The 21,055-nt window shown below is 63.5% G+C and carries 20 protein-coding genes; 15 read left to right on the top strand and 5 right to left on the bottom strand.

Annotation, left to right across the window (positions count from 1 at the left end; all coding sequences use genetic code 11):
• Positions 1 to 9 precede the first annotated feature (9 nt).
• Together ppk1 and C515_RS0100075 are read left to right on the top strand one after the other, a co-directional pair.
• Positions 10 to 2,091 carry a polyphosphate kinase 1 gene (gene ppk1 / locus C515_RS0100070; RefSeq protein WP_028453855.1) on the top strand — a complete coding sequence of 694 codons (2,082 nt, stop codon included), beginning with the start codon at positions 10 to 12 and terminating at the stop codon, positions 2,089 to 2,091.
• The gene (locus C515_RS0100075; protein ID WP_245574965.1) at positions 2,088 to 2,591 is read left to right on the top strand and encodes a SixA phosphatase family protein; all 504 of its coding nucleotides are present in this window, start codon (positions 2,088 to 2,090) and stop codon (positions 2,589 to 2,591) included. Before ppk1 ends, C515_RS0100075 begins: the two co-directional genes overlap by 4 nt.
• A gap of 114 nt (positions 2,592 to 2,705) precedes the next feature.
• On the opposite strand, the gene C515_RS0100080 is transcribed toward C515_RS0100075, so the two are convergent.
• Positions 2,706 to 2,906, bottom strand: a complete 201-nt coding sequence (locus C515_RS0100080; protein ID WP_028453857.1) for a SlyX family protein — start codon at positions 2,904 to 2,906, stop codon at positions 2,706 to 2,708.
• Between the two features lie 116 nt (positions 2,907 to 3,022).
• On the opposite strand from C515_RS0100080, the gene C515_RS0100085 reads away from it, so the two are divergent.
• The 3 genes from C515_RS0100085 (at position 3,023) to C515_RS0100095 (ending at position 5,254) form a co-directional block, all read left to right on the top strand.
• Positions 3,023 to 4,072, top strand: a complete 1,050-nt coding sequence (locus C515_RS0100085) for a polysaccharide deacetylase family protein (protein WP_028453858.1) — start codon at positions 3,023 to 3,025, stop codon at positions 4,070 to 4,072.
• Positions 4,073 to 4,304: 232 nt separating this feature from the next.
• Complete coding sequence (locus C515_RS0100090) at positions 4,305 to 4,736, top strand: hypothetical protein (RefSeq protein ID WP_028453859.1); 432 nt, start codon at positions 4,305 to 4,307, stop codon at positions 4,734 to 4,736.
• Positions 4,737 to 4,762: 26 nt separating this feature from the next.
• A complete protein-coding gene (locus tag C515_RS0100095) occupies positions 4,763 to 5,254 on the top strand; it encodes a P-loop nucleotide/nucleoside kinase family protein (protein ID WP_043647558.1) in 492 nt (163 codons plus the stop codon).
• Between the two features lie 149 nt (positions 5,255 to 5,403).
• Here the strand turns inward: C515_RS0100095 and C515_RS18735 are convergent, their stop codons facing one another.
• Entirely contained in the window at positions 5,404 to 7,044 is a 1,641-nt protein-coding gene (locus C515_RS18735; RefSeq protein ID WP_051304455.1) for a methyl-accepting chemotaxis protein, read from the bottom strand.
• Between the two features lie 273 nt (positions 7,045 to 7,317).
• Here C515_RS18735 and C515_RS0100105 point away from each other — a divergent pair, with 273 nt between their 5' ends.
• The 3 genes from C515_RS0100105 to C515_RS0100115 all read left to right on the top strand — a co-directional run bounded on the left by C515_RS0100105 (position 7,318) and on the right by C515_RS0100115 (position 9,950).
• A complete protein-coding gene (locus C515_RS0100105; protein ID WP_028453861.1) occupies positions 7,318 to 7,770 on the top strand; it encodes a YaiI/YqxD family protein in 453 nt (150 codons plus the stop codon).
• A 146-nt stretch (positions 7,771 to 7,916) separates the two neighbouring features.
• Positions 7,917 to 8,603, top strand: coding sequence for an HAD family hydrolase (locus C515_RS0100110; protein ID WP_028453862.1), 687 nt, complete (start codon positions 7,917 to 7,919; stop codon positions 8,601 to 8,603).
• Positions 8,604 to 8,684: 81 nt separating this feature from the next.
• Positions 8,685 to 9,950, top strand: a complete 1,266-nt coding sequence (locus C515_RS0100115; RefSeq protein ID WP_028453863.1) for an Hsp70 family protein — start codon at positions 8,685 to 8,687, stop codon at positions 9,948 to 9,950.
• An 83-nt stretch (positions 9,951 to 10,033) separates the two neighbouring features.
• Here the strand turns inward: C515_RS0100115 and C515_RS0100120 are convergent, their stop codons facing one another.
• The gene (locus tag C515_RS0100120) at positions 10,034 to 10,933 is read right to left on the bottom strand and encodes a LysR substrate-binding domain-containing protein (protein WP_211233948.1); all 900 of its coding nucleotides are present in this window, start codon (positions 10,931 to 10,933) and stop codon (positions 10,034 to 10,036) included.
• Between the two features lie 122 nt (positions 10,934 to 11,055).
• Between C515_RS0100120 and phnC the strand changes: the two genes are divergently transcribed.
• From phnC to C515_RS22045, 6 genes are all read left to right on the top strand, one after another.
• Positions 11,056 to 11,889 carry a phosphonate ABC transporter ATP-binding protein gene (gene phnC / locus C515_RS18740; protein WP_444541985.1) on the top strand — a complete coding sequence of 278 codons (834 nt, stop codon included), beginning with the start codon at positions 11,056 to 11,058 and terminating at the stop codon, positions 11,887 to 11,889.
• Positions 11,876 to 12,751: a phosphate/phosphite/phosphonate ABC transporter substrate-binding protein gene (phnD, locus tag C515_RS0100130; protein ID WP_028453865.1), complete on the top strand. Its 876-nt coding sequence runs from the start codon at positions 11,876 to 11,878 to the stop codon at positions 12,749 to 12,751. Before phnC ends, phnD begins: the two co-directional genes overlap by 14 nt.
• Positions 12,748 to 13,554 carry a phosphonate ABC transporter, permease protein PhnE gene (gene phnE, locus C515_RS0100135; RefSeq protein ID WP_028453866.1) on the top strand — a complete coding sequence of 269 codons (807 nt, stop codon included), beginning with the start codon at positions 12,748 to 12,750 and terminating at the stop codon, positions 13,552 to 13,554. Before phnD ends, phnE begins: the two co-directional genes overlap by 4 nt.
• Positions 13,551 to 14,567 (top strand): NAD(P)-dependent oxidoreductase, encoded by a 1,017-nt coding sequence (locus C515_RS0100140; protein ID WP_028453867.1) that lies wholly within the window; start codon positions 13,551 to 13,553, stop codon positions 14,565 to 14,567. The genes phnE and C515_RS0100140 overlap by 4 nt, the downstream gene beginning before the upstream one ends.
• 262 nt (positions 14,568 to 14,829) lie before the next feature.
• Positions 14,830 to 15,180: a hypothetical protein gene (locus C515_RS0100145; RefSeq protein ID WP_028453868.1), complete on the top strand. Its 351-nt coding sequence runs from the start codon at positions 14,830 to 14,832 to the stop codon at positions 15,178 to 15,180.
• 69 nt (positions 15,181 to 15,249) lie between these two features.
• Positions 15,250 to 16,902: a methyl-accepting chemotaxis protein gene (locus tag C515_RS22045; RefSeq protein ID WP_051304457.1), complete on the top strand. Its 1,653-nt coding sequence runs from the start codon at positions 15,250 to 15,252 to the stop codon at positions 16,900 to 16,902.
• Between the two features lie 108 nt (positions 16,903 to 17,010).
• Here C515_RS22045 and C515_RS0100155 read toward each other — a convergent pair whose 3' ends face one another.
• Positions 17,011 to 18,279 (bottom strand): protein kinase domain-containing protein, encoded by a 1,269-nt coding sequence (locus C515_RS0100155; RefSeq protein ID WP_043647560.1) that lies wholly within the window; start codon positions 18,277 to 18,279, stop codon positions 17,011 to 17,013.
• 165 nt (positions 18,280 to 18,444) lie between these two features.
• A complete protein-coding gene (locus tag C515_RS0100160) occupies positions 18,445 to 19,233 on the bottom strand; it encodes a dioxygenase family protein (protein WP_043647562.1) in 789 nt (262 codons plus the stop codon).
• Positions 19,234 to 19,872: 639 nt separating this feature from the next.
• Here C515_RS0100160 and C515_RS0100165 point away from each other — a divergent pair.
• On the top strand, positions 19,873 to 20,946 hold the full coding sequence (locus C515_RS0100165; RefSeq protein ID WP_211233949.1) for a protein-glutamate methylesterase/protein-glutamine glutaminase: 1,074 nt from the start codon (positions 19,873 to 19,875) through the stop codon (positions 20,944 to 20,946).
• The last annotated feature ends 109 nt before the right edge of the window (positions 20,947 to 21,055 follow it).

Consider the following 21,055-nt stretch of genomic DNA (forward strand, 5'->3'; position numbering starts at 1 on the left):
GCGATGCCAATGACTTACAAACCCGCCGACAACCAGTTGATGCTCAACCGCGAGCTGGGTCTGCTCGAATTCAACCGCCGGGTGCTGGCGCAGGCCGAAGACGACAGCAATCCGCTGCTGGAGCGCCTCAAGTTCATCTGCATCGTGTCGAGCAACCTCGACGAATTCTTCGAAGTGCGCGTGGCCTGGCTGAAGGAAAGCATGCGCCACAACCCGACCCGGCTGTTGCCCGAAGGCATGACCACGCCGCAGGTGCTCGATCTGGTCGCGCGCGAGGCGCACGATCTGGTCGAACGCCAGTACCGGCTGCTGCGCGAGGTGATCTTCCCGGCGCTGGCCGCCGAGGGCATCCATTTCTTCCGCCGCAGCGTCTGGAACGATGCGCAGCGCGAATGGGTGCGCGATTTCTTCTTCCGCGAGCTGATGCCCATCCTCACGCCGATCGGACTCGACCCTTCGCACCCTTTCCCGCGTCTGCTGAACAAATCGCTGAACTTCATCGTCGAGCTGGAAGGCCGTGATGCGTTTGGCCGCAATTCCGGCATCGCCATCGTGCAGGCGCCGCGCGTACTGCCGCGCTTCGTGAAAATGCCCAAGGAAGTCAGCGGTGTCGACAATGGCTTCGTGTTCCTGTCGTCCATCCTGCACGCGCACGTCGATGAGCTCTTCATGGGCATGAACGCGCTGGGCTGCTACCAGTTCCGCCTGACGCGCGACTCCGATCTGTCGGTCGATGACGACGAGGTGAAAGACCTGCGTGCGGCACTGGAAGGCGAACTGTCGCAACGCCCCTTTGGCGACGCGGTGCGCCTGGAAGTCGCCGACAATTGCCCGAAACACCTGCAGGATTTCCTGCGCGAGCAGTTCGGCCTGGATGACTCGGACATTTACCGCGTCAACGGCCCGGTCAATCTGGTGCGTCTGATGCAGGTGCCCGACCAGGTCGACCGCCCCGACCTGAAATTTCCACCCTTCTTCCCCGGCCTGCCGCCGGAGCTGAAAAAGCAGACCGACCTGTTTGCCGCCATCCGTCACGGCGATGTGCTGCTGCATCACCCCTACCAGAGCTTCACGCCGGTGGTGGACCTGCTGCTGCAGGCCGCGCGCGACCCGCATGTGGTGGCCATCAAGATGACCGTGTATCGCACCGGCAGCGAATCAGCGCTGATGGATGCGCTGCAGGAAGCTGCCGCGCGCGGCAAGGAAGTGACAGTGGTGGTCGAGCTGATGGCGCGCTTTGACGAAGAAGCCAACATCAACTGGGCCGCCAAGCTCGAGCGCGCCGGCGCGCACGTCGTCTATGGCGTCTACGGCTACAAGACGCACGCCAAGATGCTGCTGATCGTGCGCCGCGAGGAAGGCCGCCTGCGCCGCTATGCGCATGTGGGCACCGGCAACTATCATCCGCGCACCGCCAAGCTCTACACCGACTTCGGGCTCATGACAATCGACGAGGACATCACCAACGATGTCAACGACGTGTTCATGCAGCTCACCGGCCTGGGCCAGGCGGGCGATCATCAGGCGCTTTGGCAGGCCCCGTTCACGCTGCAGCCGAATCTGGTGCGCGCCATCGAGCAGGAAATCGAGCACGCCAAGGCCGGCCGCAAGGCCGTGATCATCGCCAAGATGAATGCCCTGCTGGAGCCGTCGATCATTGATCGCCTGTATGAGGCCTCCAGCGCCGGCGTGACCATCCACCTGATCGTGCGTGGCGTCTGCGCCTTGCGCCCGGGCCTGCCCGGCATCTCGGAAAACATCAAGGTGCGCTCCATCATCGGCCGCTTCCTGGAGCACCATCGCATATTTTACTTCTTCAACGATGGCGCCGAAGACGTCTACCTGTCCAGCGCCGACTGGATGGGCCGCAATCTGTTCCGCCGCATCGAAATCGCCTTCCCGGTGAAAAATGCCAAGATCAAGCGCCGCGTGATCCGCGAATCGCTGCGCCCCTTCCTGGTCGACAACACGCAGGCCTGGGAAATGCTCAGCGATGGCCGCTATCGCCGCAAGGCCGTGCGCGGCAGCAAGGCCCGCAGCGCCCAGCAGATGATGCTGGCCGAGCTGGGCTCGCAGATGATTCCGGTATGAGCGACACGGGCGATATGGACCTGATTCTCTGGCGACACGCCGAAGCCGAAGACGCGGCAGTGACCGACCTTGCCCGGGCGCTCACGCCCAAGGGCAAAAAGCAGGCCGCGCGCATGGCGAAATGGCTGAAAACCCAGCTTGCCGGCCGCGAGGCCGACATCAGCGTGCTGGCCAGCCAGGCACGGCGCAGTCAGGAAACCGCCGCGGCGCTGCCCTGGCCGGTGCGCATCGACGAGCGCCTGAATCCCGACTTCAGCTCGGCCGCACGCATTCTGGAAGTCAGCGGCTGGCCACAGGCAGCGGGCAAGGTCGTCATCATTGCCGGCCACCAGCCCATGCTGGGGCGCGCCGCCAGTCTGCTGCTGTGCGGTGTCGAGCAGGAAACCAGCGTGAAGAAGGCCGGCGTCTGGTGGCTGCAGCGCCGCGAACGCGACGGCAAGATCGACTTCCTGCTGCGCGCCATGATCACCCCCGAGCTGCTTGCCGGCATGGAAGAGTAATATCCATCATACAGCAACAGGTATCGACCTGTAGCCATTCAAGTAAAAAGGCCATGGACATATACCCATGGCCTTTTTGCTGCCTGCCAGAGCACCCGCAAGACATCGAAGACATCAGTAATGCGGCGGAATCTCTTGCTGGCTGGCCGCGCGCGGGCCCAGTTCCAGCTGCGAAATATGCCCCTGCATTTCCGCGAACAATTGCTGCAGGCGCGCCAGCTGCATCTGCTGCTGGGCCACCGTGTTGTTCAGCGATTCGAGCAGCTCGTCCTGCAGGGCCAGCCGGATTTCCAGCTCGGTGATGCGCTCTTCCATACATTCCTCCGGATTCACTTGTCCTGATCTGCTCGCAAGGATACCGTGTTCGCACGGGCAAACCCGAAAAACAACACGCATTCCGCCTCCAGCGAGGACGGAAGGGAGAAGGAGCAATGCGACAACAACCATGGTGGCTGGCCACGCTCGCCGCGCTATGCGCAGGCAGTGCCTGCGCGGCGGTCGACTCCGTCAGCATCACGCCCTGGCGCGGCAATGCCAGGGGCGCGCACACGATCGCGCACGACGATTACTGCAGCGCCAATACCAGCGGCATCGACAAGCACGCGCTGCCGATCCTGGAGGCACGCGGGCTGAAGGCCGCGCTCGGCGTCATCGCCAAGGAGTGCAAACCGGCCGACTGGGTAAGGCTGAAAGCGCTGATCGACAAAGGCCATGAGCCCTTCAATCACACGCTGACCCACAGCGGCGAGCTGGAAGCCGGCTCGCTGGCCCCGATCAAGGGCTGGGATGCCCAGCGCGAAATCCTCGATGCACACGCGCTGATGAAAGCGCAGACCGGCTACACCTTCACCTTCATCGGCTACCCCTTCGACCTCGCCACGCCAGACACGCGCAAGCTGGTCAAAGCGCTTCCCGACTACCTTGGCGCGCGCGCGGCCAAGCACATCTATGACGGCAGCGTTGCCGGCCTCAATGGCAGTGATGACGACCCCTGGTTTGTGCGCTGGGACGGCTACTGGCGCGATGGCAAATGGTCACTGTACAAGCCCGGCGCCGCCGGCAGCATCCTGATACAGCACGCCGACGCAGCACTGCAAAGCGGTCGCTGGAGTTTTCGCACCATGCACGGCGTGGCCGACAGCAGCTGGGAAGCCGTACCGCTGGCCGAATACACCGCCTACGCCGACTACCTGAAGCAGCAGGTCGACGCCGGCAAACTGTGGGTCGCCACGCCGACGGAAATCAACCGCTATCGTGCTACCCGCATGTATTGCCCTGCAAGCCTTGCGGGCAAAGCGATACGCTTCGATACCTCGGCGCCCGACTGCAAGCGCCATGCCAGCAGCGTGACACTGGCGCTCACCGCCAGCAGCACGCCCAGGGTCAGCCAGAACGGCAAGGCGCTGGTGGTGAAGGCGGCGGGCGAGCAGCGCTGGCTGGTCGACGCCAACCCGCTCGACGGCGCGCTGACGCTCGACTGAAGCGCCACGACCTGCCGCCAGCGCCCATCCCGCAAGGGAGCAATGCTCCCTTGCGCCCCCCCAGCTCCGCCGATTGGGCTTTGCTTCCCCGCGCATGATTGATTACCATGGGCGCCGGGCTGCCAGGACGCCCGCCTCGCGAAAGCGCCAGCACCTGCGATTGCCCCGCAAGCCCCCGCTTGCATACCCTCCGTGACCCAGAGCGAGACTGGTCACCCTTTTTGGAGCCGGTATGCTGCCTGACCTTCCCTCGCCCTTCGAACCTCCTGCGGTGCAGTTTTTCCTGCGCCAGGCCCGCCGCCTGCAGCGCGCCGCCAGATCCGCGTCACCTTCCACCGCCTTGCCCGTGCTGCGCCGCCTGATCAAGGCGGGCGCCATCGGCGAAACCGCGCTCACCGTGCTGTTCCGCAACCGCGAGCAACTGCAGCGCAAGCATTTCCTGCGCATGCTGGCGCTCGAAAAGGGCTTCGCCAGCTGGGAGGCATTCCGCCCGGCGCTGGCGCAGATGAACGCAACCGAGCTGGCCGCACAGCAGTTTCTCGCTAGCGGCGCCGCGCAGCTGAAACTGTGGTTCCCCACCACCGCGGCCGCACAGCAATACGCCTGCGAACACGGGGGCCTTGTCATCAGCGCCGGCACACAAGCTGTCGTCATTCCCGACTGAAGCACTGCCTGCGGCAAGGAACACCCATGACCCTCCATTTCATCTCCGGCCCGCAAGGCGCCGGCAAATCGACGTATGCGCTGCAACTCGTCCAGGCCAGGCACGGCCTGTATTTCTCGATCGACGCCTGGATGCAGGCGTTGTATGGCGCGGACCTGCCACAGCCACTGGACCCGGCCTGGATCATGGTGCGCGTGCAACGCTGTGAAAACCTCATCTGGTCACTGGCGCGCCACCATGTCCAGCTGGGCGGAACCGCGGTGCTCGACCTCGGCCTGCAGAAACAGGCCGATCGTTTGCACTTTCAGCAACTGGCCGACGCAAGCGGCTTGCCGGTGCAATGGCATTTTGTCGATGCGCCGCTGGCCACGCGCCGCCAGCGCGTGATGGCCCGGAATACCGGCCACAGCGAAACCTTTGCCTTTGTGGTGACCGCGCCGATGTTCGATTACATGGAAAAGCAGTTCGAAAGGCCAACGGCCGACGAACTGGCGCACGCCATCCGGATTGCGAACTGAGGCACTCGGGCGCGACGTGCCAACCCTGCACAAATGACCAAGCAGGGCTGCTGCCGCAAAAGCCGATTCCCGCACTAAGCCAGCACGGCGCCGTGCACGGAAAAAACCCCGCCATTGCGGCGGGGTTCTGGATTGCGCGGCCAGCGCCATCAGGCGTTCACGCGATAACGGGCAACGTCATTGCGCAGGCGGTCAGCCAGTTGATCAAGATCGTGCGCAGTCCGGGCAACGGTGCCGGTACTGCGCGAATTGTCGTCGACCATCTGCACGATGTGCTCGACCCGGTTCGCCAGCATCTGACTGGCCGCCGATTGTTCGCGCAGCGAATTGTTCAGCTCTTCGATCATGTGCACCACCGCTCCAGCGCTGCCCGTAATGGTGTTGATGGCATCACCGGCATGCTGGGTGACCTGCATTCCCGCTTCCACGCTATCGACTGAGCGGCGCATCTGCGCAGCCATGTTTTTGGCGTTTTGCTGAATGCTGCTGATCATGCTCGCAATTTCCTGCGCCGACTGGCCGGTTTTTTCCGCGAGTTTGCGCACCTCATCGGCAACCACGGCAAAACCGCGCCCTTGTTCACCGGCTCGCGCAGCCTCGATGGCGGCATTCAGCGCGAGCAGGTTGGTTTGATCGGCAACATCCTTGATCACCGCAGTAATTCCGGAAATGCGGTCGGAAGACGCGTCGAGTTCCTCCGCCGATTGTGCAGCCAGCTGGATGGCATCCGCGATATTGCGGATATCGGCCACCATGGTATTGATCTGGCGTGAGCCTTCTTCGGCAGCATGTCCGGATTCGATCGAGCGGTTGCGGGCATCATCACTCAAACAGGAAATATGGGTGATGCTGGTGGAAATCTGCTCAAGGGCCGCAGCCATGGAGGTGCTTTCATCGGCTTGCTGTTCGGATCCGCGCCTCACCTGCTCGGATGCCAGTGACAACTGTTGCGCCGACGTTTTCAGTTCCAATGCTTGCTGCTGCAGCGCTTGCATCGTGCCGGCCAGTGTACCGATCAGCCGATTGCACGCCACAGCCATGGCGCCGATTTCGTCCTTGCCCTGATAACGGATGCGATGACTGAGGTCATTGTCGCGGTCGATTCGCGTGATGTCCTCGCTCATGCTCTGGATGGGGCGGATGATTGAACGGGCAATCAGCCAGGCCGAGATAGCCGCAATCAAGATGGCAAGCGCGCTCAATACCCAGAGCTGTTTGACGATCAGGCTGGATTCCGCCTCCAGCTCCTCCGCGCGCGTCTGCGTGCGCGCAGCAGACTGCTTGGCGATTTCGTTGACCGTTGCATTCAGCTCATAGATGGGTTTCTTGAAGGGCTTGAGTGCCTCATCGGCCTGGAATGCCGTGGCAATCGTGCCGGCCTGAATCTGCTGGTAAATGCTCTCCAGTGCCTCGCGGTAGATTTTGACCTGTGCCGGCATCTGATCGGCTTTGCCGGCCAGTTCCCTATCCAGGGGCAGTTGCCTGAAGCCGCCAACGGCTTCATCCAGTCTGGTCAGTATTTCATCAAGCTCGGCCTTATTGGCCGGCGGGTTATCATCCGTCGTGCTGCCAATCGAAATGAACAGGCTTTTTTCCTTTTGCCGCGCCCGCGTCAGCGCATAACGGATACCCTGTGCCGCATCGCCGATGACCACTTCCGTAGCGAGAATATGCCGGGTGTTGTCACGCAGGCTGTTGACACTAAACAGGCCCACCCCGGCAATACCGAGGAGAAAGAACAAGAGCAGCGAAAACCCGGCAATCAGCCGGGCAGAAATGGTTCCAGTCATGATGTGTTACTCCCCTAGCAAAGGCCCCAAGCAGCACGGGCAATCGTCTCAACCCGGGGGCATAGTCAGAGCCTAGCATAGCCTTGTTATACCGGGGAATGCGCGGTGTCAGTATATCGGAAAGCCTGTTCGTGACAGTCGTTGCGGTTACAGAAAAATGACATTCAACAAACCCGGATGGACACACAGCAATGCTTGCTTCTGTGGCCGGCGTCTTCAAAGTGCCGGCGCAACTTCAGGCATACTGCCGCCATCCTCCTTCAGGCCATCCACATGCACATCTGGGTCGACGCCGACGCCTGCCCGCGCGTCATCAAGGACATTCTCTTTCGCGCGGCGGAGCGCACCGCCACGCCGCTGACGCTGGTCGCCAACCAGTTGCTCGGTGTGCCGCCGTCGCACTACATCCGCGCGCTGCAGGTCGAAAAGGGCTTTGACGTTGCCGATGCCGAAATCGTGCGCCGCGTGACAGCCGGCGATCTGGTCATCAGTGCCGACATTCCGCTGGCAGCGCTGGTGATCGAAAAGGGCGCGCGCGTGCTTGATCCGCGCGGCGAGCTGCTGACGCTCGCCAATGTGCGCGAGCGGCTGTCGATGCGCGATTTCATGCAGGGCCTGCGTGACGCCGGGGTGGAAACCGGCGGCCCGGCTGGATTTTCGGCGGCGGACAGCCGCAATTTTGCCGCCGCGCTCGATCGCATTCTGGCGCGCAAACCGGCCTCCTGAGCGCGCAGCCGCCGCCCATTCATCGCAGCGGTGTTTGTTCGGCGCAACAAAATCGCCACATCATCGTCATGCAGCATTCAAGCGCCAGACTGGGGCCAATCGAAGCCAGACGGGCAGTGTCGCCCGCGGCCAGCAAGGAGCGCTCCATGTATGCCAGCAAGGACCGACTGGTCATATTTGATGCCGATGGCACGCTGATCGACGCTTTTGACGCCATCGCCACCACGTTTGCCGCGCACGGCATGGACATCGGCGATCTCGACCGCTTCCAGAAACGCCGGCACCTGTTCAAATACCTGGGCGGACTGAAGGAGTTTCCCAAGAATCTGGTGCGCCAGAGTACGGCGCAACAGCGCCGCGCGCTGCTGGGTACGCTGACGGAGGTCTATCGCGAGTCCGCCAAGCTCTATCCGGGCATCGTCGAACTGATCGGCCGGTTGCAAGCCACACCGGGGCTGCGCATCGGCATGGTCACGCGCAACATCACCGAAGAACCACTGCACACGCTGTCCGCCCTGTTTGCCCGCCACGGGCTTGATCTCGCGCGCTTTGATTTTCTGGCCTGCGTGCCGCTGAAAGCCGAAAAAACCGCGCACTTTCGCCAGGCACGCGAGCAGCTGGGCATCAACCCGGCGCGCGCCTTTGCCTGCGGCGACGAGCACAAGGATTATCTGGCCAGCCTGCTGGCAGGGTTTTATCCGCTGATCGTGTCTTACGGCTTCGAAGATTACCGGCGTCTGACCGGCAAATTCGGTGTCCCGGATGAGGTGATTTCGCGCAGCCCCGGCGAGTTGTGCGCGCGACTCGTACATGCCCTGGATCTGCCCGAATAGGCGCGCCTTCCGGCTCGCCGATTTGACCGGGGCTGCGAGGGGGCGTATGGTTGCGCCCCCTTCCGTTTTCCCGGCGCGCCCATGACCAGCTCCCTGTTGACCGCCTGCGGCATCGATTTCGGCACGTCCAACTCCACCGCCGCCATTCACGACGGCCGGCGCGCGCGGCTCTTGCCGCTGGAAGACGGCAAGGCCACGCTGCCTTCGGCCATCTTTTTCAATCTGGATGAAGACAGCCACAGCTTTGGCCGCGCGGCGATGGCCGAATATCTGGAAGGCTACGAAGGGCGACTGATGCGCTCGATGAAAAGCCTCTTGGGCAGCTCGCTGATGGATGCCGGCACCGAAATCGGCGGCCGCTATCTGTCCTTTCGCGAGCTGCTGGGGCGCTTCATCGGTGAAATCAAGCTGCGCGCGGAAGATGCGACGCAGCAGACGCTGCAGCAAGTGGTGCTGGGCCGGCCCGTGCGTTTTGTCGATGACGACGATGCCGCCGACCGCCAGGCCGAAACCACGCTGGGCGACATCGCCCGCCAGTGCGGCTTTCGCGACATCAGTTTCCAGTACGAACCGCTGGCCGCCGCGCACGACTACGAGCAGGACATCGGCCGTGAAGAGCTGGTGCTGGTCATCGACATCGGCGGCGGCACCTCGGATTTTTCGCTGGTCCGCCTCTCGCCCGAACGCCGCGGCAAGGCCGACCGCAATGCCGACCTGCTGGGCCATGGCGGCGTACACATCGGCGGCACCGACTTCGACCGCCAGCTGTCGCTGGCCGCGCTGATGCCGGAACTGGGCCTGGGCGCCGCACTCAAGGACGGCAAGCCCTTCCCGAGCAGTGTGTTCTTCCAGCTGGCCACCTGGCACACCATTCACCTCGCCTACACGCGCAAGGCCTGGAGCGAGCTGCAGGGCATGGCGCGCAACATCGCCGACCACCGCCGCTACGACCGCCTGGCGCGCGTCGTGCAGCAGCAGCGTGCCCATGAACTGGCGCTGGCCGTCGAACAGGCGAAAATCGCGCTGTCGGCGGACGACCGGATCCGCATCGGGCTGGATGCGCTGGAGAACGGTTTCAGTCTGGACATCCTGCGCTGCACGCTGGACGAGGCCATCGCCCAGGACATCGCCCGCATCGGCGCCACGGCCCAGGCCACCCTGCGCCAGGCCGGCGTGGAGGCCGGGCAGCTCGACACGCTGTTCTTCACCGGCGGCGCCTCCGCCGTGCCCGCGCTGCGCCAGTCGCTCGCCGCCCTCTTCCCGCAGGCGCGGGCCGTCGAGGGTGACGCCTATGGCAGTGTCGGCAGCGGACTCGCGGTCACTGCACGCCAGCGCTACGGCAACTGAAGATCGGCAGCATACCTGCCTGACTCCTACGCGCGGGTTCTGCCGCACAGTCCATTGGCATCTCGCAGGCAGGCAAGGCTCAGTCAGCGGATTGTTTTGGCCAGTTCGGCTGCCACAGCAAGGAAATTGGCGATCAGCATCGTCCCGCACCTTTCCCGCAGGCAGATGACATGCACATGGGTATGCATCTGCATGCCCGTTATCGCCAATGGGACCAGCCTTGCATCAGGTACAAAGGCCGTCTCGGCAACCACCCCCAGCCCCAGCCCTTGTGCTACCGCTTCCCGCACCGCCTCGCGGCTACCCATTTCAACCGAGCAGCGAATTTTGACGCCAGCAGCAATGAGGCCGGATTCAAAAATCTGTCGGGTACGCGACCCGTCTTCGCGCAGTACAAATTCCTGGCCTTCCAGATCGCTCAGCTGCAAGGCAGCTCTGTTTTGCCGCCTTGCCAGTGCATGCTCGACCGGCGCAAAAACCAGCAGCTTCTGCTGACGGTAAGGCAGGCAGTGAACCCGCTCATCATTGACCTCATGCAGGACCACACCCAGGTCGTCCTTGCAGTCCAATTGCCTGGCAAGCACCTGGCGTGAATCACCCTGCGACATCCTGATCTGAACAGCCGGATTGCGCTGGCGGAAGTGCTTGATGATCGACGTCACATTGTATGGGCCCACGGCGCCAATGCGCAGAATGCCCTCATAGCCACTGCGGGCGCTCATCAGCAGAGTGGCAGCCTGCTCTTCGCCACGGTAGATACGATGCGTAATCTCGTGCAGCAGTCGGCCAAAGCCGGTCAGTTCAATACGCCGGCCATGGCGATGAAACAGCTCCACCCCGAAGTTTTCCTCAAGGCTGGCGATATGCGCGGAGATGGTGGGTTGCCGGATGCCAAGAAGGCGGGCAGCCGCTGACATGCTGCCACAGCGTGCAGCCGCATCAAAAGCCCGCAACTCGGCGGAGGAGGAGAGATTCATAGGCATGGCCTATATGCTGATCGCTGGTGATGACGCCTTTGTTAATGGCCTCGTCACCGCGGATCCCGATACTCAATGCACATTAGCGCGAAGGGGCTCCGATGGATTCGCTACAGCCTGCATCCACCTTGGATGCACAAATTGAACCGGTACTGCGCACCGATGCGCTGGAAGTGCTTTATCCCTGTGGAACAAGGGCGCTGCACCCCAGCTCGTGCGCCTTTGCCGATGGTGAATTCACGGTCTTGTTGGGCGCTTCGGGAGCAGGCAAGTCGACATTGCTGCGCTCACTCAATGGCCTGGTGAAGCCCAGTGCCGGTCGGGTACTGAGCCGCAGCAGCGGTAATATCGCCGAGCCCGGCAATCTGCATCGACACCTGCAGCACACCGGCATGGTGTTTCAGCAGCATCATCTGATTGGCCGCCTATCGGTACTCGCCAATGTACTGATAGGACGACTGGGCTACCACAATGCGCTGCGCACGCTGCTGCCCTGGTCCCGTGACGAGAAAGAACTGGCACTCGCTGCCATTGAACGGGTTGGCCTGATTGATCACGCCCTCAAGCGGGCCGATCAGCTGTCCGGTGGCCAGCAGCAGCGTGTCGGCATGGCACGGGCACTGGTGCAGAAGCCACGCATTCTGCTGGCAGACGAACCCATCGCCAGCCTCGACCCCGCCACGGCAGAACGGCTGCTGTCCCTGATGCACGGCATCTGCAAGAGCGATGGCTTGACTGCGATAGTCAGCCTGCACCAGGTCGATTTTGCCCGCCAGTTCGCTGACCGGATCATTGGCCTGGCCGCCGGCAAGATCGTTTTCGACGGCACCCCGCCCCAACTCACCGCTGACGTCGTCGAGCGCCTGTACGACGCCCCATCGCTGCAGCAGCGTAGCACGCACACACCCGCAAACCATCCCGCCAATTGCAAACCGAAGGAGCCCTGCCATGAAGCGCCGTAATTTCCTTACCGCCCTCGCCACGCTTGCCGCCACTGCGTTCACTGTCCCGCTAATTGCCAGCGCTGAAGGGCGTGACCCGGCCAAGCTGCGGGTTGCCCTGCTGCCCGATGAGAATGCCAGCACGCTGATTCAGAACGCTCAGCCACTCAAGGCCTACCTGGAAAACAGGCTCAAAAAGGACATCGAGCTGGTGGTCACCACGGATTACTCGTCGATGATCGAAGCCATGCGCTTCGGCCGTATCGAAGTTGCCTACTTCGGGCCGTTTTCCTATGTGCTGGCCAAATCGCGCGCCCCGGAAATCGAAGCATTTGCCGTCGGCGTGGAAAAAGGGGCCGCGACTTACAACTCGATCCTGATTGCCAATGCCGCAGGCCCGGTCAAGACCGTTGCCGACATCCGTGGCAAGCCTTTTGCTTTTGGTGACCAGGCTTCAACTTCCAGTCATCTGGTGCCGCGCGCCCATCTGCTGAAAAAGGGCCTCGAAGGTGACAAGGATTACAAGGTCGTGCATCTGGGCACGCATGACGCCATTGCCCGCGCCGTGCAGGCCGGCCAGGTTCCTGCTGGAGCCCTGTCCGAACAGATCTATCGCAGCCTGATCGAGCGCAAGGTGATTGATCCGAACAAGCTGATCCAGCTCGAGCTGACTGCACCGATCCCGAACTACCCGCTGACCATGCAGGGCAATTTGTCGCCTCAGTTGAAACAGGCCATTCGCAGCGCCTTCCTGGAGCTCAAGGACAAGGAGGTTCTCAAATCCTTCCGTGTGGAAGCGTTCGCACCGACCAACGACAAGGCCTATGACGTGCTGCGTGATACCGCGACGATTCTGAAACTTGATCTCGGGAAAATGAAATGAGCGAGGAGACCTCCCGATATGACGCCATTCTCGACATTGCCCGTCGGGAGTCATGGCGCCATGTGCAACTGGTGGGAGTCATCGTCACCGTCTGCCTGATCGCCCTGCTGATTGTCGGTTTTTTTGACCCGACCCGCTTCCTGGAGGGGGCGCCCGCCATTGCCCAGCTGGTATCCGAAATGGTGCCGCCTGATTTCACGCGCTGGCAGCACTGGCTGCGCCCCTTGCTGGACACCCTGGCCATGTCGGTTGCCGGTACAGCGCTAGCAATGCTGCTGTCGCTCCCACTGGCGCTGCTGGCTGCACCGAATACGGCACCGAACTGGATGATCAGCCGGTTGGTGCGGACGGTGCTTGCGGCACTGCGCTCGGTACCCGAGATCATTCTCGGCATTCTCTTTGTGGCTGCGGTCGGTTTCGGTGCGCTGCCCGGCGTGCTGGCGCTAGCCCTGCATTCGGTGGGCATGGTTGCGAAGTTTTATGCCGAAGCCATTGAGCATGTCGACCCCAAACCCCTGGAAGCGGCCAAGGCGGCCGGCGCCACACGCTTGCAGACCATCAGCCATGCCGTGCTGCCCCAGGTGCTGCCCCAGCTTGCCGACATCACGATTTATCGCTGGGAATATCACTTCCGCGCCTCTGCAGTGCTGGGCATTGTGGGGGCCGGCGGTATCGGCTTCGAACTGATGGCGGCCCTGCGCCTAATCAAGTACGACGAAGTTGCCGCCATCCTGCTCACCATCCTCGCCTGCGTGGTTGTCGTTGATGGCCTTGGCGCAGCCCTGAGAAAGAAACTGAAATGAACACTCTCCCCAAACACCCGAACATCGTCGTCACCAATCCGATTCATCCCGAAGTACTGGCACGCCTTGAGGCTGTCGGGCGGGTCACAATCAATCGCGCGAGCGAACCCTGGACACCGGAGGAACTGCATGCGCGCATGGCGGATGCCCATGCCATGATGGGCTTCATGACCGATTGCGTTGATGCCTTGCTGCTTGCCCATGCCCGGCAGCTGCGCATCATCGCCTGCGCACTCAAGGGTTTCGACAATTACGATATCGATGCCTGTACGAGGGCGGGCGTCTGGGTCAGTATTGTTCCGGACCTGCTGACTGCGCCGACTGCCGAACTCGCACTGGGCCTGGCCATCGCACTGGCCCGGAATATCCGCCCGGGTGACACGCTGGTGCGCAGCGGGCAATTCAAGGGCTGGAGGCCGTGCTTGTATGGTACGGGTCTGGCTGGTGCCACGGTTGCGGTGCTCGGCCTGGGGCAGGTTGGCCAGGCCATCATTCACCGTCTGGCAGGCTTTGGATGTGCACGCATCGTCGGTGTTGATCCTGCAAATGCCATGGCAGAAGTCGATGTGCTGCCGCTTACGGAAGCGCTGGCACAGGCGGATTTCATTTTTCTGGCTGCGCCCCTCACGGCAAGCTCATTGCGGCTGATCAATGCCGAGACCTTGCGCCACTGTCGTCCCGGCACGTTCATGATCAATGTCGGACGGGGCTCGGTGGTTGATGAAGACGCGCTTGCCGATGCACTCGAGCAGGGTGTGCTGGCCGGCTACGCGGCGGATGTCTTTGCCTGCGAGGACTGGGGGCTGACCGGACGCCCGCTGCAGGTGTGCGAACGCTTGCGCCTGTCCGACAAGACGCTGCTGACACCGCATCTGGGTTCTGCCGTTCATGCGGTGCGCCTGGCCATCGAGCACCGGGCGGCCGACAACCTCATCGCCGCACTGCAGGGAAAGACGCCGCCGGATGCCGTGAATCAGCCTGAGATTGCCTTGCCAGAGCACGTGCTGAGATGACTCGGTGCCTAACAGGTCCGGATCACGCGGCGTTCCGATCATCAGCGAGCGCTGCTGAAGATTCACCGCGGCTGAGGCCTGTTGGCCACGTTGTTGAGGATTCTGTGATCTGCAAGGTTTTCAGCAGTCATTGTTCAAAGGGTATATTGTTGCAGCCTTTACATCAAAAGGGCTTCAGCAATATACCTTTTGAAATTTAAAAAGCTTGCCTTGCTCGATCCGCTTTGGCGAAGATGCGGCTTTCCATCTTCCCGCTCAGCTCATGGCCTTCGGACTGTTTCTTGCCTTTGACCCTCCCTTCATCACCCCCGGCCCGCGCGCGGACAGCCAGTTGCTGGCGGCGCTGGCCATGCTCGAAGACATCTGCAGCGAATGGGGCGTGCGCCCGCTGAGCAGCTATCTGGACCAGGGTGGCCGCCCGGAGGGCCAGCCGCGCAGCGACTGGCATGCCATCGAGACTGGCCTGCAGACCATGGCCACGCTCGCCCACCATCCGGTGTGTGCGGAGGGCGAGCTGCAGGCCGAGTTGCTGGTCTGGCTCAGGCAACTGGAATACGCCCGGGAACAGGGCATCGCCGCCTTCCGCATCGAGGCAGGGCACGGCCCGGACTGAACGGCGCGACTTGGGCCAGCAGGCCGATGTCGATTACAGTAAAAGCCATGACCACCACGGAGCATGGCCATGCCCAGCCTGCGTTCGCTCTCGCTGCAAGCCAAACTGCAGCTTGCCTTTCTGCTGGTTTCGCTGCTGACGGTCAGCGTCTTCACCGCACAGGCCCTCTTCACCGCCCGCGCCCAGGCGCTGGCCACCATCGATGCACGACTCGAGAGCGCCGCGCGCAGCTTCGTGCTGCTGCTGGGAACGACCTATCACGACAGCCTGCCGCCACGCGAACAGGCCGACCTGGCGCAGAAACGCGCCGAAGCCATCCGGCTGACGCGCGCCACCGAGTTTCTGGATGTCGCCTACCTGTACAGCTATGTCGTGCGTGACGGCAAGGTGTTCTACACGCAGGCTTCGCTGTCACCCGAGCAGGAAAGGGCTGGCGATGTCGAGTTTTACCTGAAGCCCAGCGACACGCCGGAAAACGACCCGAATGTCCTGAAGGCCGTGCAGGCCGGGCAGGCGGTCTTTTCCGAAACCGAGAACGAACAGTACGGCCACCTGCGCTCCATCATCCTGCCGCTCAGGAACAGCCGGGGTGAATACTATGTGAGCTGTGCGGATGTGAATGCCGATCTGGTGGCCCGCGAGGTACGCCATGCCATGCTGATGGCGCTGCCGACCGGCGTGCTGCTCCTGCTGGTGTCGGTCGGCGTCTCGCTGCTGCTCGGCCGCCTGATCGCCAGGCCGCTGCAGCGTCTGCGCGACATGATGCAGGCGCTGACCACCGGCAGCGGCGATCTGACCGTGCGCCTGGACGTCGCGTCACGCGACGAGATCGGCGACATCGCCGGCCATTTCAACACCTTCATGGCCCAGCTGCGGGCGATGTTCCTGCGCGTGCGCGACGACATCGTCAAGCTCACGAGCGGCGTGCGGCAACTGGGCGAAATGACCGAGCAGCTGGCAACCGACGCGCGCCAGCAGGCCGGCACCGCAGCGCGCACGGCGGCAACCATCCAGCAGCTGACCGCCAGCATCGGCCTGATCGCCGACAACACGCAGGAAGCCGGCCAGAATGCCGCAGCCACCAGTCGCCTCTCCGAAAGCAGCGCCACCGTGGTCAGCGCGGTGGCACGCGAGGTGAAGCAGGCGGCCGGTTCGGTCACCGGACTGTCGGACGTGCTACAGCAGCTGGACGAAAGTTCGCAGCAGATCAGTTCGATTGCCCGCGTGATCAAGGATATTGCCGAGCAGACCAATCTGCTGGCGCTGAACGCCGCCATCGAGGCGGCGCGCGCGGGCGAACAGGGCCGCGGCTTTGCCGTGGTTGCCGACGAGGTGCGCAAGCTCGCCGAACGCACCGGCGCGGCGACGGTGGAAATCGCCGGCATGACCGGCGGCATGCGCACGCTGTCGGCAAACGCCCTGGCACACATGGCGGACACCCACCAGTCAGTAACGCAAAGCGTTGCACAGGCCGAAGAGGCCGCCGCGCAGATTCTCGCGATGGGCGAGCAGATCGGCGCAGTGGTGCAGCGCGTGCGCGATATTGCCCATGCCACCGGTGAACAGTCCGCCGCCACCGGCGAGATCGCCCATGCGGCCGAGAGCATCAGCGCGATGGCGCAGGATGGCGACCGTTCGGTGCAAACGGCAAGGCAGGTGGCCGACGAGCTGGGCCAGCTGGCCGCCAGCCTGCAGGACATGGTCGGCCGCTTCCGGCTGTGAACATACACCCAACCCCATGACCTGCCAGGCCATGCATTCATTGGGTCCCAAGGCCATGCCCCTGCGCAATTTCGGCAGAGGGGTGGCACTCCACCGCCAGTCCGACCCTCAGCCGGCCACCAGCTGCGCGCTGGTTTCTTCCAGGCGGTTGACCAGCATGCGCAGGAAACGGTGTTCGAAGCGGTATTGCAGCGCCGGCGGCGCGGTTTCCACCGAACGGCGGCGGATCTTGACCACCAGTGAGGGCTGCGTGGTGACCACGGTGGCGCGGCGCAGCGGTTTTTCCGGCGTGATGTAGGCCATCTCGCCCATGCACTCGCCGGGCTGCAGCCGCGCCAGTTCGGTCTGCCCGCTGTAGACCGCCGCTTCGCCGTCGAGCAGCACCGAGAACGAGCTGCCCGGGCGCCCCTCCTTCATCAGCGCGCGGCCGGCGTCGATGCGGTGCCAGGTCGCCAGGCGCAGCACCTGCCAGATTTCCGGATCGGTGAATTCGCTGAAAAAGGGATTGCGGCGCAGGGCGAGGAATTTCTCGCGGTCGGAAAGCTCCTGCTTGGGCGGGCTGACGGTCTGGTCAATCGCCGAGAGGTGATCGGCAAAGGCCTGCCAGGACGGAAAGCGCGCATCCGGATCCTTCTGCAGCGCGATTTCCAGCAGCACCTCCAGTGCCAGCGGCAGATCGGGGCGGCGGCTGCGCAAGGGCGCGTGCACGGCGTGACTGATCTGGTAGAGCGTGCCCATGACGTTGTCGGCCTGGAAGGGCCGTGTACCGGTCAGCAGCTCGTAGAGCACGACGCCCAGCGAGAACATGTCGGCGCGGCTGTCGACCGCGTCACCGGCAAGCATTTCCGGCGCCATGTAATAGGGCGTGCCGACCAGGCCGGTCAGCGCGGTGTGTTCAGCACCGGCAATGTCGCTGGCGCCGAAATCGGTGATCTTGATGTCGCCGTTCTTGCCCAGCAGCAGATTGTCGGGCTTGAGGTCGCGGTGCACGAGGCCGTGCTGCTCGGCGTAGCGCATCGCCAGACAGCACTGGAAGCCGATCTGCAGCACGCGCTCCAGCGGCAGCAGGCTGCCGGCGCGACAATGTGCCGACAGCGGCTGGCCGGCGATGTATTCCATCACCACATAGGCCTGCGTCTCGTTCTGCACCGCGTCGAGCGTGCTGACAATATTGGGATGGTGCAGCTCGCGCACCAGCCGCGCCTCGTTGAGGAACATGTGCCGCACGCGGCGCGCGGTTTCGGCGTCGCTGAGCAGGTCGGCGCGAAACACCTTTACCGCCACCTCGGTGCGCAGGAAGGGATCCCAGGCCAGATAGACATCGGCGGTGGCGCCGCCGCCCAGTCGCTGGCGTATCTGGTATTTGCCGATCTGCATGGCCTGTCCCACCCCGTGCTGTCATGAGGCGTCCATCATAACAAGGCGACGGGGCAGGACTGAACGGCTATCGTTATGAGCCAGCTCACACCAGCTTACAAATCAACAGGTATATGCAAGAAACCCATTCATATAAAAGGCTTCAGGCATATACATAAGCATGTATCAAGTGTCTTGCGCAGCAGCAAACGCCAGTGCGTGCATGCCCAGCACGCCAAACGTCACGCTGTCATGCCAGACCTCGACGCCGGCCTGCACGCCCGCCGCGCCGCGCGCCACCAGCAGTGGCAGAAAGTGTTCGATGGACGGGTGCGCGCGCCGCGCATGCGGCGCCTGCTGCAGCCAGTCGGCAAGCCGCCCCGGCAGCGGCTCGGCGCTGGCGGCGATCACCCAGTCGTTGAATTCGCGCACATAGCCTTCGGCCGGGTCGGCCATGCCGTGGCTGAACACCTCGCGCAGATTGTGCGTGCTGCTGCCGGACGCCAGCAACAGCACATCGTCGGGCAGCACGCGCCCCAGCGCGGCGCCCAGCGCCAGATGTCCGGCACTGTCGAGCCCGGCGGACAGCGCCAGCGTCACCACCGGCACATCGGCCGCGGGCCAGGCCAGCTTCAGCGGCACCCAGGCGCCATGATCGAGCCGCCCGTCCTCTTCCAGCTGCGCCGCAAACCCCTGCTCGCGCAAGCCCCGGGCCAGCGCGGCCGCCAGCGCCGGGTCACCGGGCGGCCGGTAGTGTTCGCGGTACAGCGCGTCGGGAAAGCCGCCGAAATCATGCCACTCCTGCCAGCTGGCGCTGGCGCCCAGCGTCACCGGGTCGCGGACATGGTGCGCGGACACGACGACGATGGCGCGCGGGCGCGGCAGGCGCTGCGGCAGGGCCTGCAGAAACGCCCGCGCCGGGACATCGTCGTGCAAGAGCGTGGGGGCGCCATGACTGACAAAGAGCGCTTTCATGCCAACTCCTTCGATTTTTTGCAATTGATGAAGCAATGCTAATCAATATCCAGGCGCTGCTGGTTGCAAAAGACGCAGGAAACAATTCAGTTATTTCGAACAAACCAGGCGCTGTTGAGGTTTGATTATTTTTTCCTGATTATGTCTTTCATTCAGGAAGCAAGGTTTTCAGCGCCTGCGGCGCGGTATTTCCATGCCGGGGGTGCCCGGCGGCACGTCGGGGGGCTTGTCTTGCCAAGCCCCCCGACACCCCCAAGGCGCGCCCGGTCAGCCGCCCCGCTGCGCGGGGTACCTTGCGATGCTCGTTTTTCCGGGGCCCCGGGACAACTCGGGCTGCGCCCTCAAACACGTCCCGCGCCTGATCCCGGAAAACCTGCGCTTCTCAGCGGCTTTCAGGGCAAAGCGTACTAATCAACGCCTTTGTTGCTCAGGCTTCCTGAAGCAGAGACATAATCAGGTTTTTTTTTGCCGGGATGCTTTGTCGCCAATGTTCGTCAATCCTCGTATTGACTTGCGCTTGGCTTCGCGCAGGCTACGTTGGCGGGCTGCGTAAAAACCAGTCAAACCGCAACAGAGCCTAGACTGGCAGCGCCCGGCCGGCCCGCCCATAATGGGATGGTTGCCAAACGGGAGCCGCGCATGATCAAGGTAATGGTGGTCGACGATTCGGCCGTGGTCCGGCAGGTGGTGAGCGAATGCCTGCGCCCGGCCAGTGACCTGCGCGTGATCGGCAGCGCTCCCGATCCCATCCAGGCGCGCGAGCTGATGAACCGCAACTGGCCCGATGTCGTCATTCTCGATATCGACATGCCGCGCATGGACGGCATCACCTTTCTCAAGCAGCTGATGGCCGAGCGGCCGACCGCCGTCATCATTCTGTCCTCGCTGACCCAGCAGGGCTCGCTGAAAGCCATCGAGGCACTGCGCGCCGGCGCGGTGCATGTGCTGGCGAAAAGCACGCTGGGCGACCCGCAGCGCCAGTTGGCCCAGGACGTGAGCAACCTCGCCAGCCTGGTGCGCGAGGCGGCCAAGGCCAGACTGAAGCCCATCCGCGCCGCCAGCAGCCCGGTCGCGCCACTGGACCGGCCGGTGCTCGCCGCCGATGTCATCCTGCCGCCGCCCACCGCCAACGCCCGTGTCGCCGCCAGCGAGCGCATCGTGCTGATCGGCGCGTCGACCGGCGGCACGCAGGCGCTGGAAGCCATCCTGACGCGGCTCACCGCCCGTTGCCCGGCCATCGCCATCGTCCAGCACATGCCGGAAAACCTCACCGCGTCGCTGGCGCGCCGGCTGGATCAGCTCTGCCAGATCAGCGTCAAGGAAGCCGCGCACGGCGACCGCCTGCGCGCCGGGCAGGCGCTGATCTCACCCGGTGGCAAGCACCTGATCATCAAGCGTCAGGGCAATGCCTATCTGGCCGATGTGGTCAGCGGGCCGGCGGTCAGCCGGCACTGCCCGTCGGTGGACGTGCTGTTCCGCTCGGGCGCGCGCAGCGCCGGGCGCAACGCCACCGGCCTGCTGCTGACCGGCATCGGCGACGATGGCGCCAAGGGGCTGAAGGAAATGCGCGAGGCCGGCGCGCATACGGTCGCGCAGGATGCCGCCAGCTGCGTGGTGTTCGGCATGCCCAAGGAAGCGATCCGCATCGACGCCGCCGTGGAAATCCTGCCGCTGGATGCCATGGCCCGCGTGATCGAAGCGCAGTTGCGCTGAGGGGTGAGCAGGCCATCCACACGCATCATTCTGGCGACAACTCTGCTTCGCCGGAACAGCAACACCCAGGGCCCGCCTTTATACCCACACCCCCATAAGGCTACAGCCA

This window comes from Chitinilyticum litopenaei DSM 21440, from assembly GCF_000428145.1.
GTDB lineage: Bacteria > Pseudomonadota > Gammaproteobacteria > Burkholderiales > Chitinibacteraceae > Chitinilyticum > Chitinilyticum litopenaei.

Bases quoted from the DNA above. Each gene is read 5' to 3' on its own strand.
- ppk1 (WP_028453855.1), top strand. From the start codon at position 10: ATGACTTACAAACCCGCCGACAACCAGTTGATGCTCAACCGCGAGCTG.
- C515_RS0100075 (WP_245574965.1), top strand. From the start codon at position 2,088: ATGAGCGACACGGGCGATATGGACCTGATTCTCTGGCGACACGCCGAA.
- C515_RS0100080 (WP_028453857.1), bottom strand. From the start codon at position 2,906: ATGGAAGAGCGCATCACCGAGCTGGAAATCCGGCTGGCCCTGCAGGAC.
- C515_RS0100085 (WP_028453858.1), top strand. From the start codon at position 3,023: ATGCGACAACAACCATGGTGGCTGGCCACGCTCGCCGCGCTATGCGCA.
- C515_RS0100090 (WP_028453859.1), top strand. From the start codon at position 4,305: ATGCTGCCTGACCTTCCCTCGCCCTTCGAACCTCCTGCGGTGCAGTTT.
- C515_RS0100095 (WP_043647558.1), top strand. From the start codon at position 4,763: ATGACCCTCCATTTCATCTCCGGCCCGCAAGGCGCCGGCAAATCGACG.
- C515_RS18735 (WP_051304455.1), bottom strand. From the start codon at position 7,044: ATGACTGGAACCATTTCTGCCCGGCTGATTGCCGGGTTTTCGCTGCTC.
- C515_RS0100105 (WP_028453861.1), top strand. From the start codon at position 7,318: ATGCACATCTGGGTCGACGCCGACGCCTGCCCGCGCGTCATCAAGGAC.
- C515_RS0100110 (WP_028453862.1), top strand. From the start codon at position 7,917: ATGTATGCCAGCAAGGACCGACTGGTCATATTTGATGCCGATGGCACG.
- C515_RS0100115 (WP_028453863.1), top strand. From the start codon at position 8,685: ATGACCAGCTCCCTGTTGACCGCCTGCGGCATCGATTTCGGCACGTCC.
- C515_RS0100120 (WP_211233948.1), bottom strand. From the start codon at position 10,933: ATGCCTATGAATCTCTCCTCCTCCGCCGAGTTGCGGGCTTTTGATGCG.
- phnD (WP_028453865.1), top strand. From the start codon at position 11,876: ATGAAGCGCCGTAATTTCCTTACCGCCCTCGCCACGCTTGCCGCCACT.
- phnE (WP_028453866.1), top strand. From the start codon at position 12,748: ATGAGCGAGGAGACCTCCCGATATGACGCCATTCTCGACATTGCCCGT.
- C515_RS0100140 (WP_028453867.1), top strand. From the start codon at position 13,551: ATGAACACTCTCCCCAAACACCCGAACATCGTCGTCACCAATCCGATT.
- C515_RS0100145 (WP_028453868.1), top strand. From the start codon at position 14,830: ATGGCCTTCGGACTGTTTCTTGCCTTTGACCCTCCCTTCATCACCCCC.
- C515_RS22045 (WP_051304457.1), top strand. From the start codon at position 15,250: ATGCCCAGCCTGCGTTCGCTCTCGCTGCAAGCCAAACTGCAGCTTGCC.
- C515_RS0100155 (WP_043647560.1), bottom strand. From the start codon at position 18,279: ATGCAGATCGGCAAATACCAGATACGCCAGCGACTGGGCGGCGGCGCC.
- C515_RS0100160 (WP_043647562.1), bottom strand. From the start codon at position 19,233: ATGAAAGCGCTCTTTGTCAGTCATGGCGCCCCCACGCTCTTGCACGAC.
- C515_RS0100165 (WP_211233949.1), top strand. From the start codon at position 19,873: ATGATCAAGGTAATGGTGGTCGACGATTCGGCCGTGGTCCGGCAGGTG.